This window comes from Streptomyces rimosus, assembly GCF_008704655.1.
Classification (GTDB): domain Bacteria; phylum Actinomycetota; class Actinomycetes; order Streptomycetales; family Streptomycetaceae; genus Streptomyces; species Streptomyces rimosus.
The window spans coordinates 4,613,213-4,627,803 of the sequence record NZ_CP023688.1 but is presented as its reverse complement, the minus strand read 5'-3'; the positions used below and the strand labels follow the sequence as shown (position 1 = coordinate 4,627,803).

General features: G+C 69.4%; 12 protein-coding genes. 5 read left to right on the top strand and 7 right to left on the bottom strand.

Annotation, left to right across the window (positions count from 1 at the left end; all coding sequences use genetic code 11):
• Positions 1–96: 96 nt before the first annotated feature.
• The 4 genes from rsmG to CP984_RS19580 all read left to right on the top strand — a co-directional run bounded on the left by rsmG (position 97) and on the right by CP984_RS19580 (position 4,183).
• On the top strand, positions 97–822 hold the full coding sequence (rsmG, locus tag CP984_RS19595) for a 16S rRNA (guanine(527)-N(7))-methyltransferase RsmG (protein WP_003978868.1): 726 nt from the start codon (positions 97–99) through the stop codon (positions 820–822).
• 255 nt (positions 823–1,077) lie between these two features.
• A complete protein-coding gene (locus CP984_RS19590; protein ID WP_078575355.1) occupies positions 1,078–2,154 on the top strand; it encodes an AAA family ATPase in 1,077 nt (358 codons plus the stop codon).
• Positions 2,151–3,254, top strand: coding sequence for a ParB/RepB/Spo0J family partition protein (locus CP984_RS19585; RefSeq protein WP_030178678.1), 1,104 nt, complete (start codon positions 2,151–2,153; stop codon positions 3,252–3,254). Before CP984_RS19590 ends, CP984_RS19585 begins: the two co-directional genes overlap by 4 nt.
• Positions 3,255–3,565: 311 nt before the next feature.
• Entirely contained in the window at positions 3,566–4,183 is a 618-nt protein-coding gene (locus CP984_RS19580; RefSeq protein ID WP_003978871.1) for a GNAT family N-acetyltransferase, read from the top strand.
• A 73-nt stretch (positions 4,184–4,256) separates the two neighbouring features.
• Here the strand turns inward: CP984_RS19580 and trxA are convergent, their stop codons facing one another.
• The 4 genes from trxA to sigM form a co-directional block, all read right to left on the bottom strand.
• Positions 4,257–4,583, bottom strand: a complete 327-nt coding sequence (gene trxA, locus CP984_RS19575) for a thioredoxin (RefSeq protein WP_003978872.1) — start codon at positions 4,581–4,583, stop codon at positions 4,257–4,259.
• 44 nt (positions 4,584–4,627) lie between these two features.
• A complete protein-coding gene (trxB, locus tag CP984_RS19570) occupies positions 4,628–5,602 on the bottom strand; it encodes a thioredoxin-disulfide reductase (RefSeq protein WP_003978873.1) in 975 nt (324 codons plus the stop codon).
• Positions 5,603–5,719: 117 nt separating this feature from the next.
• Positions 5,720–6,655 carry an anti-sigma factor family protein gene (locus CP984_RS19565; RefSeq protein WP_003978874.1) on the bottom strand — a complete coding sequence of 312 codons (936 nt, stop codon included), beginning with the start codon at positions 6,653–6,655 and terminating at the stop codon, positions 5,720–5,722.
• Positions 6,652–7,347, bottom strand: a complete 696-nt coding sequence (gene sigM / locus CP984_RS19560) for an RNA polymerase sigma factor SigM (protein ID WP_003978875.1) — start codon at positions 7,345–7,347, stop codon at positions 6,652–6,654. The genes CP984_RS19565 and sigM overlap by 4 nt, the downstream gene beginning before the upstream one ends.
• A 306-nt stretch (positions 7,348–7,653) precedes the next feature.
• Between sigM and CP984_RS19555 the strand changes: the two genes are divergently transcribed.
• On the top strand, positions 7,654–8,079 hold the full coding sequence (locus tag CP984_RS19555) for a hypothetical protein (protein ID WP_003978876.1): 426 nt from the start codon (positions 7,654–7,656) through the stop codon (positions 8,077–8,079).
• 157 nt (positions 8,080–8,236) lie between these two features.
• Here the strand turns inward: CP984_RS19555 and CP984_RS19550 are convergent, their stop codons facing one another.
• From CP984_RS19550 to CP984_RS19540, 3 genes are all read right to left on the bottom strand, one after another.
• On the bottom strand, positions 8,237–9,961 hold the full coding sequence (locus CP984_RS19550; RefSeq protein WP_003978877.1) for a protein kinase family protein: 1,725 nt from the start codon (positions 9,959–9,961) through the stop codon (positions 8,237–8,239).
• Positions 9,962–10,068: 107 nt separating this feature from the next.
• Positions 10,069–12,267 carry a murein biosynthesis integral membrane protein MurJ gene (murJ, locus tag CP984_RS19545; protein ID WP_003978879.1) on the bottom strand — a complete coding sequence of 733 codons (2,199 nt, stop codon included), beginning with the start codon at positions 12,265–12,267 and terminating at the stop codon, positions 10,069–10,071.
• A gap of 46 nt (positions 12,268–12,313) precedes the next feature.
• Positions 12,314–14,578: a DUF6049 family protein gene (locus CP984_RS19540; RefSeq protein ID WP_003978880.1), complete on the bottom strand. Its 2,265-nt coding sequence runs from the start codon at positions 14,576–14,578 to the stop codon at positions 12,314–12,316.
• Positions 14,579–14,591 lie beyond the last annotated feature (13 nt).

Below are 14,591 nucleotides of genomic sequence, written 5' to 3'. Positions count from 1 at the left end.
GCCCCGAACAGCCCTTGATCTATCCGGCCCCGTCTGTACTCGCAGGCGGGGCCATGTCTTGTCAGCCTGATAACAGTCCAGAGGAAGGCGGTTCCCGTGACGGACGCAGCAGCGGAGCTCCCACCGGCGCCGGATGTGGCGCGCGAGGTGTTCGGTGAGCGGTTCCCGGAGGCCGTGCGCTACGGGGAACTGCTCGCCGACGCGGGCGTACGCAGAGGACTGATCGGACCGCGTGAAGTGCCGCGGCTGTGGGAGCGGCACCTGCTGAACTGCGCGGTGCTCTCCGAGGTGGTGCCCGAGGGCGTCACCGTCTGCGACGTGGGCTCGGGCGCGGGACTCCCGGGCATTCCGCTGGCCCTGGTGCGCCCGGACCTGAAGATCACGCTGCTGGAGCCGCTGCTGCGCCGGACGAACTTCCTCCAGGAGGTCGTCGAGCTGCTGGGGCTGGACCACGTGACGGTGGTACGCGGCCGGGCCGAGGAGGTCATGGGCAAGCTCCCGCAGGTCCATGTGGTGACCGCGCGAGCCGTGGCACCGCTCGACCGGCTGGCGGGATGGGGTGTCCCGCTGCTGCGGCCGTACGGCGAGATGCTCGCGCTCAAGGGCGACACCGCCGAGGAGGAGCTGAAGGGCGCCCGTGCCGCTCTGGGCAAGCTCGGTGTCGTGGAAACCTCGGTGGTCCAGGTCGGTGAGGGGATCGTGGACCCGATGTCGACCGTGGTGCGGGTGGAGGTCGGCGAGAGCCCGGGCGGTGTGCGCTTCGCGGCCAAGCGCGCCAAGGCGGCCCGGCCCAGCCGGGCATCGAGGGGGCGGCGGCGCTGAGCGAGCCCCGGGAGTACGGCGGATAGCCCGGGAAAACTAACAAAACGACATAAAGCGGAGTGTCGCGTACAAAACGGACGCGGCGCTGTCATCGTGTTTCACGTGAAACGTCGTTCTCTGCTGCATGGAATCATCAGCCGTGGTCGCGCAGCTGCCGACCCGCGTAACCGTAGACCCACACAGGTCACGGATGTATCCACAGAAGCGGGTTCATCCACAGGAGAGCGGACCTCACTGGTTCACGACACCGAAAGCATGGCAGGCTCAGAGCACTGCGAGCCTGATGTCGAGGAGAGTGAATCCTTGCGGTCCGACGCCAACATCGCGGGACCGATGACCGATCCGGTCCCCGGTCCCCGTAGCGAGTCGCTCGGGGATGACGTTTCACGTGAAACGCCGTCCCCGATGGACGACACCCCGATCGGTCGTGCAGCTCAGCTGGCGGTACAGACGCTTGGCCGAACGGGAGAACCACTGCCCCGGCCCGAGGAAACCCGGGTCATGGTGGTCGCCAACCAGAAGGGCGGGGTCGGTAAGACCACCACCACGGTCAACCTCGCCGCCTCCCTTGCCTTGCACGGAGCCCGTGTCCTGGTCATCGACCTCGACCCGCAGGGCAACGCCTCCACGGCCCTCGGTATCGACCACCACGCCGAAGTCCCATCGATCTACGACGTGCTGGTGGAGAGCAAGCCGCTGTCCGACGTCGTGGTACCCGTGCCCGACGTGGAGGGGCTGTTCTGCGCGCCCGCCACGATCGACCTGGCCGGCGCCGAGATCGAACTGGTCTCGCTGGTGGCCCGTGAAAGCCGGCTGGACCGGGCCATCAAGGCGTACGAACAGCCGCTGGACTACATCCTCATCGACTGCCCGCCCTCGCTCGGCCTGCTGACCGTCAACGCCCTGGTGGCAGGTGCCGAGGTGCTGATCCCCATCCAGTGCGAGTACTACGCGTTGGAAGGGCTCGGCCAGCTGCTGCGCAACGTCGACCTGGTGCGCGGGCACCTCAACCCCAAGCTCCATGTGTCGACGATCCTGCTCACCATGTACGACGGCCGGACCCGGCTGGCCTCCCAGGTCGCGGACGAGGTGCGCAACCACTTCGGCAACGAGGTGCTGCGCACCAGCATCCCCCGCTCGGTACGCATCTCCGAGGCGCCCAGCTACGGACAGACGGTCCTCACCTACGACCCGGGCTCCAGCGGTTCGCTCTCCTACCTGGAGGCGGCCCGGGAGATCGCCCTGCGCGGAGCGGCCGGGAACGGCACCGGGCTGCAGGGCCTCAACGTGAACTACGAACCACAGCACAGCATGTCGGAGGGGAACCAGTGAGCCAACGACGGAACAGGGGACTAGGCCGTGGGCTCGGTGCGCTGATCCCCGCGGCACCGCAAGCCGCGGACAACGCCGCTCCCGCGGTGGGCCGGGGCACGACATCGCCGTCCGCGGTGCCGGTCCTGACAGCGGACCGGGGCGTAGCGGCGGCAAAGGTCACCTCGATCGCGGCGAAGGCCGTTTCACGTGAAACGGATGAGCCGCAGGAGGAGGAAGCCACCACGGACGGGGCGCAGGAGGTCGCCGGCGCGCACTTCGCCGAACTGCCTCTCGACGCGATCACGCCCAACCCACGGCAGCCACGCGAGGTCTTCGACGAGGACGCCCTCGCCGAACTGGTCACCTCCATCCAGGAAGTCGGCCTCCTGCAGCCGGTGGTCGTCCGGCAGACCGGACCCCAGCGGTACGAGCTCATCATGGGCGAGCGCCGCTGGCGGGCCTGCCGCGAGGCCGGCCTGGAGAAGATCCCGGCCATTGTCCGCGCGACCGAAGACGAGAAGCTGCTGCTGGACGCGCTGCTGGAGAACCTCCACCGGGCACAGCTCAATCCTCTCGAAGAGGCCGCCGCGTACGACCAGCTGCTGCGCGACTTCAAGTGCACCCACGACGAGTTGGCCGACCGCATCGGCCGGTCGCGCCCGCAGGTGTCCAATACCCTGCGGCTGCTGAAGCTCTCACCGTCCGTTCAGCGACGCGTCGCCGCCGGGGTGCTCTCCGCGGGGCACGCCCGCGCCCTGCTCTCCGTGGAGGACGGGGAGGAGCAGGACCGGCTGGCGCACCGCATCGTGGCCGAGGGGCTGTCGGTGCGTGCGGTCGAGGAGATCGTGACGCTCATGGGCGCCAAGCCCGCCGGCGGTTCCAAGGCGAAGAAGCCGCGGGCCGGAACCCGGGTGTCCCCCGCCCTGAGCGACCTCGCCTCCCGGCTCTCCGATCGCTTCGAGACCCGGGTGAAGGTCGACCTGGGACAGAAGAAGGGCAAGATCGTCGTCGAGTTCGCGTCGATAGACGACCTGGAGCGCATTCTCGGCACCCTCGCCCCCGGCGAGGGGCGGGTGCTCGACAAGAGCCTCGACGAGGAGCACGGCGACGAGGACTGACCGGCCCGAGCCGTCCGGCCCCGAGGGCGGGCCCTGTTCCGAGCGGATTGCGGAACACGGCCCGCCCTTTGCTGTGTGGCGGTACCCGCGTACGCGGACCGTGGATACGATGCGATCGGGTATGGCGCACATCCACGGGGAAACCCCCACAACGAGGAGTAAGCCATGCGAACGGTGAGCCGCACCGGACTGGTGGCAGCGGGCTTCGGCCTCGGAGCAGTCGGCGGTTTCGTCGGTGGCCTGCTCACGGAGCGGGAGCTGCGGACGGCATCGCGCGGTGCGGCGGGCGAGGGAAGTGAGGACCTGTCTTCATGGGCCGTCGGCTCGTACCGCTCACGCTGGACAACCTTCCGGATCTCCCCAAGCGCTGCCGCTCATGCGTCTTCTGGGAGCTGGACCCCGTCAGCGGGGAAGCCGCAGTAAGGGCGGGCCGGCCCGAGCTGGAGAAGGAGGCGTGGATCTCGGCTGTTCTCCTCGAATGGGGCTCCTGCGGCCGCGTCGTCTATGTCGACGACGTCCCGGTCGGCTTCGTGCTGTACGCCCCTCCCGCGTACGTGCCGCGCTCCACGGCCTTCCCCACGAGCCCCGTCTCCCCCGACGCCGTACAACTCCTGACGGGCTGGCTGACGCCCGGTTACCAGGGGCAGGGCTTGGGCCGGGTGATGGTGCAGACAGTGGCGAAGGACCTGATCCGCCGTGGCTTCAAGGCGCTTGAGGCCTTCGGTGACGCCCGATGGGAGGAGCCCGCATGCGTGCTCCCCGCCGACCACCTCCTGGCCGTCGGCTTCAAGACGGTACGCCCGCACCCCCGCTTCCCGCGGCTGCGACTGGAGCTGCGCACCACGATCTCCTGGAAGGAAGACGTGGAGCTGGCTCTCGACCGCCTTTTGGGCGCGGTCCAGAAGGAGCCCGCCCTGCGCCCGCTGTGAGGGCCACCCGCACAACGCGAACGGGCCCGACCCCCGAAGGGGTGGGCCCGTTCGCGTGGCACGCGGCATGCGATCAGGCGAGGAAGTCGCCCAGCTCGCGCTCCAGCGCGGCCTTCGGCTTGGCGCCGACGATGGTCTTCACGACCTCGCCGCCCTGGTAGACGTTCATCGTCGGGATCGACATGACGCCGTACTTGGCGGTGGTGGTCGGGTTCTCGTCGGTGTTCAGCTTGGCGATGACGATCTCGTCGTGCTCGGCGGCGATGGCCTCCAACGACGGGGCGATCTGGCGGCACGGGCCGCACCAGGTGGCCCAGAAGTCGACGAGTACGGGCTTGTCGCTCTTGAGGACGACCTCTTCGAAGTTGGCGTCCGTCACGGTCACCGTGGCACCGGCCATGGCAATCTCCTTACTGGGTGGGGTTGGGGGCGTCGGGGCGGGGTTCAGGCGGAGGCGGTCTTCTCCGGCTCGGGCACGTCGTCGCTGTCCGAGAGGGCAGCGAGGTGCCGCTCCGCGTCCAGGGCAGCGGAGCACCCGGTGCCGGCCGCGGTGATCGCCTGGCGGTAGGTGTGGTCCACGACGTCGCCGGCGGCGAAGACGCCCGTGACGTTCGTCCGGGTGCTGGGGGACTCCACCTGGAGGTACCCCTCGTCGTCCAGCTCCAGCTGGCCCTTGAACAGCTCCGTGCGCGGGTCGTGGCCGATCGCGATGAACAGGCCGGTCACCGGGAGCTCCGAGGTCTCGCCGGACTTCAGGTTGCGCAGCGTCAGGCCGGAAAGCTTGTTCTCGCCGTGGATCTCGGCGACCTCGCTGTCCCAGACGAAGCTGATCTTCGGGTCGGCGAAGGCCCGCTCTTGCATCGCCTTGCTCGCGCGCAGCGTGTCACGGCGGTGGATGATCGTGACCGACTTGGCGAAGCGGGAGAGGAAGGTGGCCTCCTCCATCGCGGTGTCGCCGCCGCCGACCACGGCGATGTCCTGGTCCTTGAAGAAGAACCCGTCGCAGGTGGCGCACCAGGAGACACCGCGGCCGGACAGCTCGTCCTCGCGGGGCAGGCCCAGCTTGCGGTGCTGCGAGCCGGTGGTGACGATCACGGCCTTGGCGCGGTGCACGGTGCCGGCGGTGTCGGTGACGGTCTTGATCTCCCCGGTCAGGTCGACCGCGACCACGTCGTCCGGCACCAGCTCGGCGCCGAAGCGCTCGGCCTGGGCACGCATGTTGTCCATCAGGTCGGGGCCCATGATGCCGTCGCGGAACCCGGGGAAGTTCTCCACCTCGGTGGTGTTCATCAGCGCGCCACCGGCGGTGACGGCGCCCTCGAAAACCAGCGGCTTCAGGGAGGCACGGGCGGTGTAGAGCGCGGCGGTGTAGCCCGCGGGCCCGGAGCCGATGATGATCACGTTGCGGACGTCGCTCACGGGTGTCTTCCTTGTCTCTGCCGACTGCTTGCTGGGGCTCTCGGTGAACTCTCACCCCACCCAACGGATCCTACGGGGCAGGCATTCCCGTGGTGCCCCGGCGCCCTCGCCGCCGGCTCAGTCTCGCCGGTACGAGTGGGTCAGCAGCACCTTCCCCGGCGCCGGCGGCGATGCGGAGACGCAGGAGGACGCGATGACGTAGGCGGAGACGCGGCTGGGGTCGGTGGGGTGCGGCAGAACGACGAGGTACGCGTCCTGGCCCTCGTACGAGCTGCGGGTGGAGGCCAAGGGGGCCTCGGTCCGTCCGGTGCCCCGCTGGACGCAGGAGGGAACAGTGTCCGTCGCGCCGCGCAGCGGGGAGTCGGGGGAACTCTGCGTGCCGACGTCCGGCGTCTTCTTGCTGCCCGAGGAGGTGAGGAGGTCGTGGACCCGCGTTTCCAGGGTGGCGGACGTCAGGACAGAGGCGGCACCGGCGCCCTGCTTTGCCGTTTCGGCGTGCTGCTTCTGCGTATTGCCTTGCCCGCCGCCGGAGCCGATGTTCTGGATGATGACTCCGCCCACACTGAGGACCGCCGCGGCGGCAGCGGCGCCGAGCAACGCCCTCGGCCAGCGGCGGCTCCGGGATCGGGCTCCAGGCGCCTGGCGGCCCGGACCGGTGGCGGCCCGGGGGTGTCCGGACGGCCGGGTGACAGGCGCGGAAGGCGACGCGGCCGGTGCTGTTTCGGTTTCACGTGAAACGGCCGCGACCGTAACCTCCGGCGTTTCACGTGAAACATCGGGGTCCTGGTCCGGTGCGGTCGAGTCGAGCAGCGCTTCGGCCGCCAGCGCCGCATCGATGCGTTCCGCCACATCGGCCGGCATACGAGCGGGCCCGGGGAGCGTGCCGAGCAGTCCCCGGATCTCCTCCAGGGAGGCGTGTACGTCCTCGCACAGCTCACAGCACGCCAGGTGATCGCGTAGATCAGCGGTGCGGGACGGCGACAGCAGACCGTCCGTGAGCGCGGAGATCTCGGAGACCTCCGGGTGCTCGTCCGTGTCGGTCGTCGAAGTCACGAGCGCCCACCTCCGCCCTTCACGGCATCTGTGTCCTTCGGCCCTGCCGCCTCTGGGACGGATGTCCCCTGCGCCCGGTTCCTTCCCCGGCTGACGGGTCTGCTATCCCCTTCTTCCGAACGCAGATGGGTGAGCATCGGCAGCAATCGTGCCCGGCCTCGCGCACAACGGCTTTTCACCGTCCCGGTGGGCACGTCGAGGATCGCGGCCGCCTCGGCCACCGGGTATCCCTGCATGTCAACGAGGACCAGGGCGGCACGTTGTTCCTCGGGCAGCGTGCGCAGCGCACGGAGTAGCTCCCGGTGGAGATCCTGTCGCTCGGCCGGTACGGCGGCGGACTCGTGCGGCTCCAGCAGCTGCTCCAAACGCTCCGTCTCGGCTACCGGAGACGTACGCCGGGAGGCCGCCTTGCGGGCCCGGTCAAGACAGGCGTTGACCGTGATGCGGTGCAGCCAGGTCGTGACGGCCGATTGGCCGCGAAAGGTGTGGGCGGCGCGGTAGGCGGAGACGAGTGCGTCCTGGACGGCGTCCGCGGCCTCCTCCCGGTCGCCGAGGGTACGGAGGGCCACTGCCCAGAGCCGGTCGCGGTGCCGCCGGACCAGCTCGCCGAAGGCGTCGGGGTCGCCGGCCACGTGGCGTGCGAGGAGGTCTCCATCGCTCGCCACGTCAGAGCCGCCTGTCTCAGGCCCCACAGGTCCCCCTGCTCGCGCGGTCAGCGGATATGTGGCTCCATTGAAGCCCGCCACGCTGCGAAAGTAAACGTCGGTGAGGTGCTGCACCGGGTTACCGGCCAGGTGTGCAGCCTGTGGTTCACACGTTGCGGTCTGCTGTCACTTCGGCGCCATGAAAGGGCGCTTATCGGCTGACTTGCCGAGGCCTGAACGAACTGAAACGATCATGAGTGCCGATTATTCCGCCGGAGTCGTTGAATGCGGCCCCGGTCGGACATCCATGTCTCAGTTTCTCGTCGGCGGAGAAAGTTTCAGGAGTAGCTTTTCATGAGGAACCTCAAGCGTCTGCTGTTGATTGCGGTGGCGTCGATAATCGCCCTCGGCGCGATGCCGGCTTCGGCGTCCGCGTATTCCAAGGGCAGCTGCAGCCACCGCAAGACGCTGACCACGAAGACCTACGGCGGTCATGCCACGGTGAAGCTGCTCGTTTACCGGTGCGGCGACGGCCATGACTGGACGATGGCCGGCATGACGGCGAACGACAGCGACAGTGAGGGGGCGCTTTGGATGGATGTATCCCGTAACGGAGGGAAGACCTGGAAGGGATTGGTCCAGAAGCGGCGTTTCACCCTCGACCCCGGCGACACTGCCGCGATTGCGAACAACAAGCTGCAGAACGACGGCCCGGGATACTCGGTGCGTGCCTGCGGATACTACGGAAACAACAAGGTCTACTGCACCCGCTGGAACTGAACAGCGCTGTATTCGCAAACCGGGCTCTGGCCGATGAACCGGCCAGAGCCCGACTGCTGTCTCTTTATTCCGGTGGTCGCGAAAGCGCCCACCGGATTGTCCTTGCCGGTCCATTCACTTCTTCGGCTCCAGGACCGGCGAAAAGCGATCGAAGGGGTCAGCCGCTGACCTTGATCTCCGAAATGCCGCCCCGGTAGCCGCCGCCCGAATCCTCGCTGGGCAACTCTGTGACGTGGACCAGGACGTAACGCGTCTTTATGGGCTTGTCGAGCTTCACGGACAAGGTGTTGCCCGACTTCTCCAGCTTCGACAGGCGCTGCGGGAACGCGCCGAGGGTGGTCGGACTGGACGCGGACGGGTCGGCGGCGAGCACTTCGGCCGTGTGGCCCGGCCGGTACATGCTGACCTCGACGCTGGAGACCTCCTTCACGCTCCCCAGGTCGACGACGAGACCGCTGCCGTCCTTGCGGGCCGGCAGGTTGCCGAAGTTCGCCCAGCCCTTGAACTCGCCGGTGATCCAAGCGGTACTGGGGTCTCCGTCCACGGCGTTCGACGGCGGATCATGCCGACCGGCGACGGGGCTGCTGGAGAGCGGCGAGAACTCGGTGACGTCGTCGATCGCGATCGGCTTCGGCGCGGGCTTCTTCTGCTGTGTCCCGCTCTCCGGCTGCGTGGTCTCCTGGTTGTCCTGGCCCTCGTTCTTCAACAGGGTGTCGGCCAGCTGCCAGCTCCCGAGTCCCAGCGCCGCGATGAGCAGGCCGGAGACGCACCACTTCAGCGCGCGGCCGGTACGGCTCTGCAGCGGTGGTGGCGGGGTGGGTACCGGTGCGGTCCGCGCCGACGCCCCGCCGGCGCGCGTCGGCGGCTGGCCGTACGTGCCCTGCTGGTAGCCGGTGCGCTGGTAGGGCGGCGGCGAGGTGAAGGACGTCTCCGGCGGACGGATGCGCGGTATGGCCGTGACGGCCTTCGCCAGCTCCTCCGGAGTGGTGCAGGCCGGCTCCTGGCGGGACGCGGTGGCACCGTCGTTGACCAGCGCGCGCATGGCCAGCTCGGACAGGCCGCGGTGGACGCCGGCCCGTACCTGGTCCGGGGGGATCATGCCGACGTCCTTGGGCAGCCCCGACAGGCCGTACGCGTCGCTCTCGTACGGCCAGCGCTGGGTCAGAGCGGCGTACAGGAGCGCGCCGATCGCCTCGGTGTCCGTGCGCTGCGGGTGCTCGCTGGTGATGCCGCGCAGCGCGGCCATCACCGCCAGGCCCCGGATGCGGTACTGCCCGGACTCGGTCCGCAGCACCGAACTCGGGTTGAGCCGGAGATGGGACAGGCCCTCCCGGTGGGCGGCGGCCATGGCCTGGGAGACCTGGCTGACGAGCTGGTAGGCGTCGTGCGGTTCGAGCGGGCCGTTCGCGAGCACGGCGGTCAGCTCGGTGGCGTCCGGCAGCCATTCGTGCACGACGTAGACGAGGTCGTTCTCCTCGACGGCGTCCAGGACCTGCACGAAGCGGGGGTCACCGAGCAGCGCGGCGGAGCGGGCGGCGGACAGCACGGGGCGGGCCCGTGGGTGGTCGGCGGGCAGGATGTGTACGCCGACGGCACGGCGCAGTTTCTCGTCGACCGCACGCCAGCTGCTGAATCCGTCCAGACGGGTGACGCACTCCTCGAGGCGGTAGCGTCTGGCGAGCTTGTGGCCGCTGTGCAGTTCGGGCGGCTTGGTGTCGGTCACCGCGGCACGCTGATCGCCGGTGCGTGCGGTGTCCTTGTCCGTGCCGGTTACGCTCTCGGCCTCCGCACCGTCGTTCGTAGCCTGTCCCGCCTGGGCGGTCAGCGGTTGCTCACCGCTCGTGTCGGCCACGTCGACGGCAGCCGTGCTCCGTTCCGCCACCGTCGTTCCTGCCTCCCCATCCGTTGCAGGCTCTACGAGCCAAGACAATTGTGCCCACAGTCCGCCACTATGCACGACACACGGTTGCGGCCGATGGTTGTGCCCGATCAGCGGCCCAGCTTCGCACGCACCATGCCGACCATCGCGTTCATCTCTTCGACCCGCATCCGCTTCGCGGCGAGGAAGAAGACGGCGATCAGTGTGACACCGCCGCCGACCAAGGCGGCCAGGGAACCGGTGAAACCGCTGCCGAGCGCCAGGGTGATTCCGTATGCGGCCGCGCCGCCGACCAGAGCGGCGGGCACACAGGCCCCGGCGAGGCGGGCGTACGTACGAATGACGTGCGGTCCGTCCAGGTCACCGCCCAGCCGTGTGCGCAGCCGCCGCCAGGCCACGCCGACGCCGACGGCGTAGGCCAGTCCATAGGCGGCGGCGAGGCCCACCACGACCCAGCGGGCCGGCAGGACCAGGAAGCACAGACCGGAGACCGCGGCGTTGACGGCGGCCACGATCACGGTGTTGAAGAACGGCGTACGGGTGTCCTCGTAGGCGTAGAAACCGCGCAGGATGACGTACTGCGCGGAGTACGGAATCAGGCCCAGGCCGAACGCCATGATCACGTAGCCGATGTTGGTGGCACCGGCGCCCGCGCTGGAGAACATCAGCGTCGCCATCGGGACTCCGAGCGCCAGGAAGGCGAAGGCGCACGGCACGATGGCCACCGCAGAGGTGCGCAGACCGTAGGAGATGTCGTCGCGTACGGCGGTGACGTCCCCGTCGTGGGCGGCCCGTGAGATACGCGGCAGGACGGCGGTCATGACCGAGACGGTGATGATGGCCTGCGGCATCTGCCACAGCTGCAGCGCGTAGTTGTAGGCGGTGATGCCCGTACCGGAGTGGCCTTGGCCCTCGGCGACCGAACCGGCCCAGGTGGCGATCTGGGTCACCACGACCAGGCCGAGCTGGTTGGCGAGCACGAAGAAGAAGGTCCACTTGGCCAGCCGCGCGGCCTTCCCCAGCCCGTGGCCGCGCCAGTCGAAGCGCGGGCGGAGCCGGAAACCGGCGTCCCGCAGGTAGGGGAACATGGCGAGCGCCTGCACGGTCAGACCGAGCAGCGTGCCGATACCGAGCAGCCGGACCGCGTCGGCGGAGACGCTGCCGGCGCTCACACCGCTCTGCGAGAAGCTGCCGAAGACCCAGATGAAGGCACCGAACGTGGCGATCACGATGATGTTGTTGAGGACCGGGGTCCACATCATCGCGCCGAACCGCCCGCGGGCGTTGAGGATCTGCCCCAGCACCACGTGCACTCCCATGAAGAACATGGTCGGCAGGCAGTAGCGGGCGAAGGCGACCGCGACGTCCATCTGCTCGGGATCGGAAGCGATCTTCGGCGACATCATGCCGATGAAGACCGGGGCCGCCAGCACACAGACCGTGGTGATGCCCGCCATCAGCACGGTGACCAGCGTCAGGAGGCGGTTGGCGTACGCCTCGCCGCCGTCCTCGTCGTTCTTCATGGCCCGCACGAGCTGCGGGATGAACACCGCGTTCAGGGCGCCGCCGCCGACGAGGATGTAGATCATCGTCGGGAGGGTGTTGGCGACCTGGTACGAGTCGTTGAGGGTGCCGACGCCGATCGCCGCGGCGATGACGAGGTTGCGGACGAAACCCAGGATGCGCGAGACCAGCGTGCCCGCGGCCATGACCGCACTGGACTTCAGCAGCGACGACGCGCGCCCCCCGGAGCGCTTGGCGGGAGCCGCGGGCTCCGGTGCGGGGATCGGCGGCTGCTCCGGTACGGAGGCGACCTGCGGCACCGGCTCCTGCTGCGGCGTCATCGGGCGCTGCGGCTCGTACGGCTGCTGCTGGTCCCGGTACAGGTGCGCGAAGGCGTCTGGCTCCCGGCGCTCGTCGGCGGCCCGCGAGATCAGGTCGTCCACGCCCACGAACTGTGTCGTGGCGGCGTCGTCACCGTACGGCAGGTGCCGCGTCGGGCCCTGCGGCTCGGGCGGCGGGGTCGGGGCCCACACTTGCGGGTCAGGGGTGTGCTGCGGGGCGGGCGGCTGTTGGTAGAGCGGGTGCGGGGCCTGCCCGGGAGGCGGCGGGGGGTGCGCGGACCGGTCGTAGAAGACGTCGTTGACCGGGTCCTGGGCCGTGGGGTCCTGCGACCGGTAGGGGTCGTTGGCGTACGCGTCGTGCACATACGGGTCATGGGGCTGCTGCCCCTGGGGCGTCGGCGGTCCCTGACCCGCGGGGGTGTCGTGCGCACCCCTGCCGCGGTCACCGTCGTACGGCGCATTCATCGCTGCCCCACCTCATCCGTCGCCGGCCATCCGGCCCCGCCATCTATCAACGGTCCACTTTCTCACCTGAGCCGGACGCGTCCGTGCTTTCCGAACCGGTGTCCGGCTCGCGGTCACCCGGCTGCACCGGCTTGTCACCGTCCGTGCCGTCACCCCCGTTGCCACCCTCGGACCCGCCGTCACCGTCGGTTCCGTCGCCGTTGGTCCCGTCCCCGTCGCGCCCCGACGCGGCGCGCTTGCGCTGGAGGTAGATACGGACACCGGCGAGGACGAGCAGCAGAACGCCACCCGCGATGACAAGCATGATCGTCGAGGTGATCTCGGTGACGTTGACCTGGAAGGTCATCGGCCGGCCGTACGGCTTGCCGTCCGAGGTGTAGAGCTGGGCCGTCACCTGCACGGGACCGTTGGCGTTCGCCGTCGTGTCGAACTTGAACGACTGGCTGTGGCCGCCGTCGACCGTGATCTCCTGCGGCTCGCCCGTGTCGAGCCGGTTGGGCTGCGAGGACGTGAGCTCCAGCGTCAGTCCCTTGACGCCCTGGACCAGGTTGTTCTGCACCGTCACCGGAATCGTCGCGCTGCGCCCGGAGAGCGTCGCGGGGGACTTCTGGATCAGCTGCACGTTCTTCGTCAGACCGTCGAGGTAGGTGCGCACAGAGCTGCGGAAGGCCGCGGCGCCCGCCTCGTCGCCCCGCCACTCGGTGGACATCTCCCGCATGATGGCGTTGCCGAAGGGCGTCACCACACGCCCGGGCTGGGCCAGGACGGGCGCGAAGTCGTCCAGCGCGGTCTGGGTGTCCTGGATCTCCTCGAAGCCCTCGGTCGGCAGTTCCTGCTTGCGCAGCGCTGCCGGGTACTCGGCCGCGGCGGGCACCTCGCGGTTGGCCCCGGGGTCGGGCGCGGCCTTGGCGGCACCCGCCAGGTTTAGCTGCTCGGCCCAGCGGCCCGGCACCAGGTTCTTCACGCCCGCTGCCATCGCCTGGGCCTGGCTGACCGAAGGCGTGCGCTGCGGCGCGACGACGATGTTGCGCTGCTGTCCGGGCTCCTGGCCGTTGATCATCAGGCTCTGGGCGAGGAACTGCTGAATGGCGAGCGTGGAGTTCTCGGCCTTGGACAGGTCGCCCTCGAACGCCGTGGACAGCCCGGCGTCGGCGACGATGGCGGTGTTGCCGCCGCCGATCGGACGGGCCGCCGTCGGGCTGTAGGAGAGGCTGTTCTCCTGGAGGCTGTCGCTGCGGGCGATGATGTTGTGGGCGCCGCCGGAGGTGGCGACATCGACGATCGAGGAATCCACGGCGCCCTCGGCGGGCCAGGCGAAGTCCGTACGGGCCTTGACGCCCAGAACCGTCTCCACGGTCTTGGCCGCCAGTGACGTGGCGGGGCCGAGGTGCCCGAGGGCGCTGGGGACCTCTTTACCTCGGTGCGCGAGCGAGGCCAGGTCGGGGTCGGCGAAGGGCAGCGCGACGACCTCGTGGGTCTTCACCGCCTCCTCCACCTGCTTCAACCACTGCTTGGCGACCGCCTGGTTCTTGCCCGCCGTGGGGCCGTTCGGCCCTTCGACCTTGTACGTCCTGGTCATCGCGTCGACGGAGGCGAGCACGTCGGGGTCGATGACGAAGGTGACGGGGAGGTCCTTGCCGAGCGCCACGAGCTGCTGGAGCCGCCCGCCGGGGGCGATCTCCGATGCCAGGTTGTCGTTGCGGAAGACCGGAGTCTGCTCCGCGTCGGCGTCGGTCTCCGCGGTCAGGTGCGTCGAGGAGATCAGCGGCCACAGGTACGTGAGCTGCGTCTTCTTTCCCACGTCGGAGGTCTGCCAGGGCAGGAATGTCCGCTCGATGCCGAGCACCTGCTCGTAGGAGGCACCCTGGGACCGGCCGGACAGGGAGACGCCGAGCTGGTAGACGCCGTCGTCACCGAGGTCGAGGTCCTTGACCGGCACGTGGAGGGTGAAGGTGCGGCTGACGCCCGGGTCCAGCCTGTCGATCTTCTGGGTGCGGTTCTCGATCTCCTGGCCGTCGGCTCCGGGGGAGAAGCCCGTGCGCTTGGCGGCCGTGTCGATGGCGCTGCGGCTGTTGAGGGCGGGGCCCCGCCGCAGCCCCACGTGCGCGTCGGTGATCGGGGCGTTGCTGCCGTTGGTGAGCGTCCCGGAGACGGTGAGGGTGTCGTCCTTCTTCGGCGCGCTGGGGGTCAGCGCGTCGACGGAGACATCGACGGTGCGGGAGCCGGCGGCATGGGCTTCGGGGGCGGCCGGGATCTGCACCATTCCCGCCAGCAGCGGCACGCCGGCGATCAGCGCCGCGGCCCGGCGCAACCACCGACCGCGC

Coding starts and splice junctions, on each gene's coding strand:
- CP984_RS19580 (WP_003978871.1), top strand. CDS start 3,566: ATGGGCCGTCGGCTCGTACCGCTCACGCTGGACAACCTTCCGGATCTC.
- CP984_RS19590 (WP_078575355.1), top strand. CDS start 1,078: ATGGCAGGCTCAGAGCACTGCGAGCCTGATGTCGAGGAGAGTGAATCC.
- CP984_RS19555 (WP_003978876.1), top strand. CDS start 7,654: ATGAGGAACCTCAAGCGTCTGCTGTTGATTGCGGTGGCGTCGATAATC.
- murJ (WP_003978879.1), bottom strand. CDS start 12,267: ATGAATGCGCCGTACGACGGTGACCGCGGCAGGGGTGCGCACGACACC.
- trxA (WP_003978872.1), bottom strand. CDS start 4,583: ATGGCCGGTGCCACGGTGACCGTGACGGACGCCAACTTCGAAGAGGTC.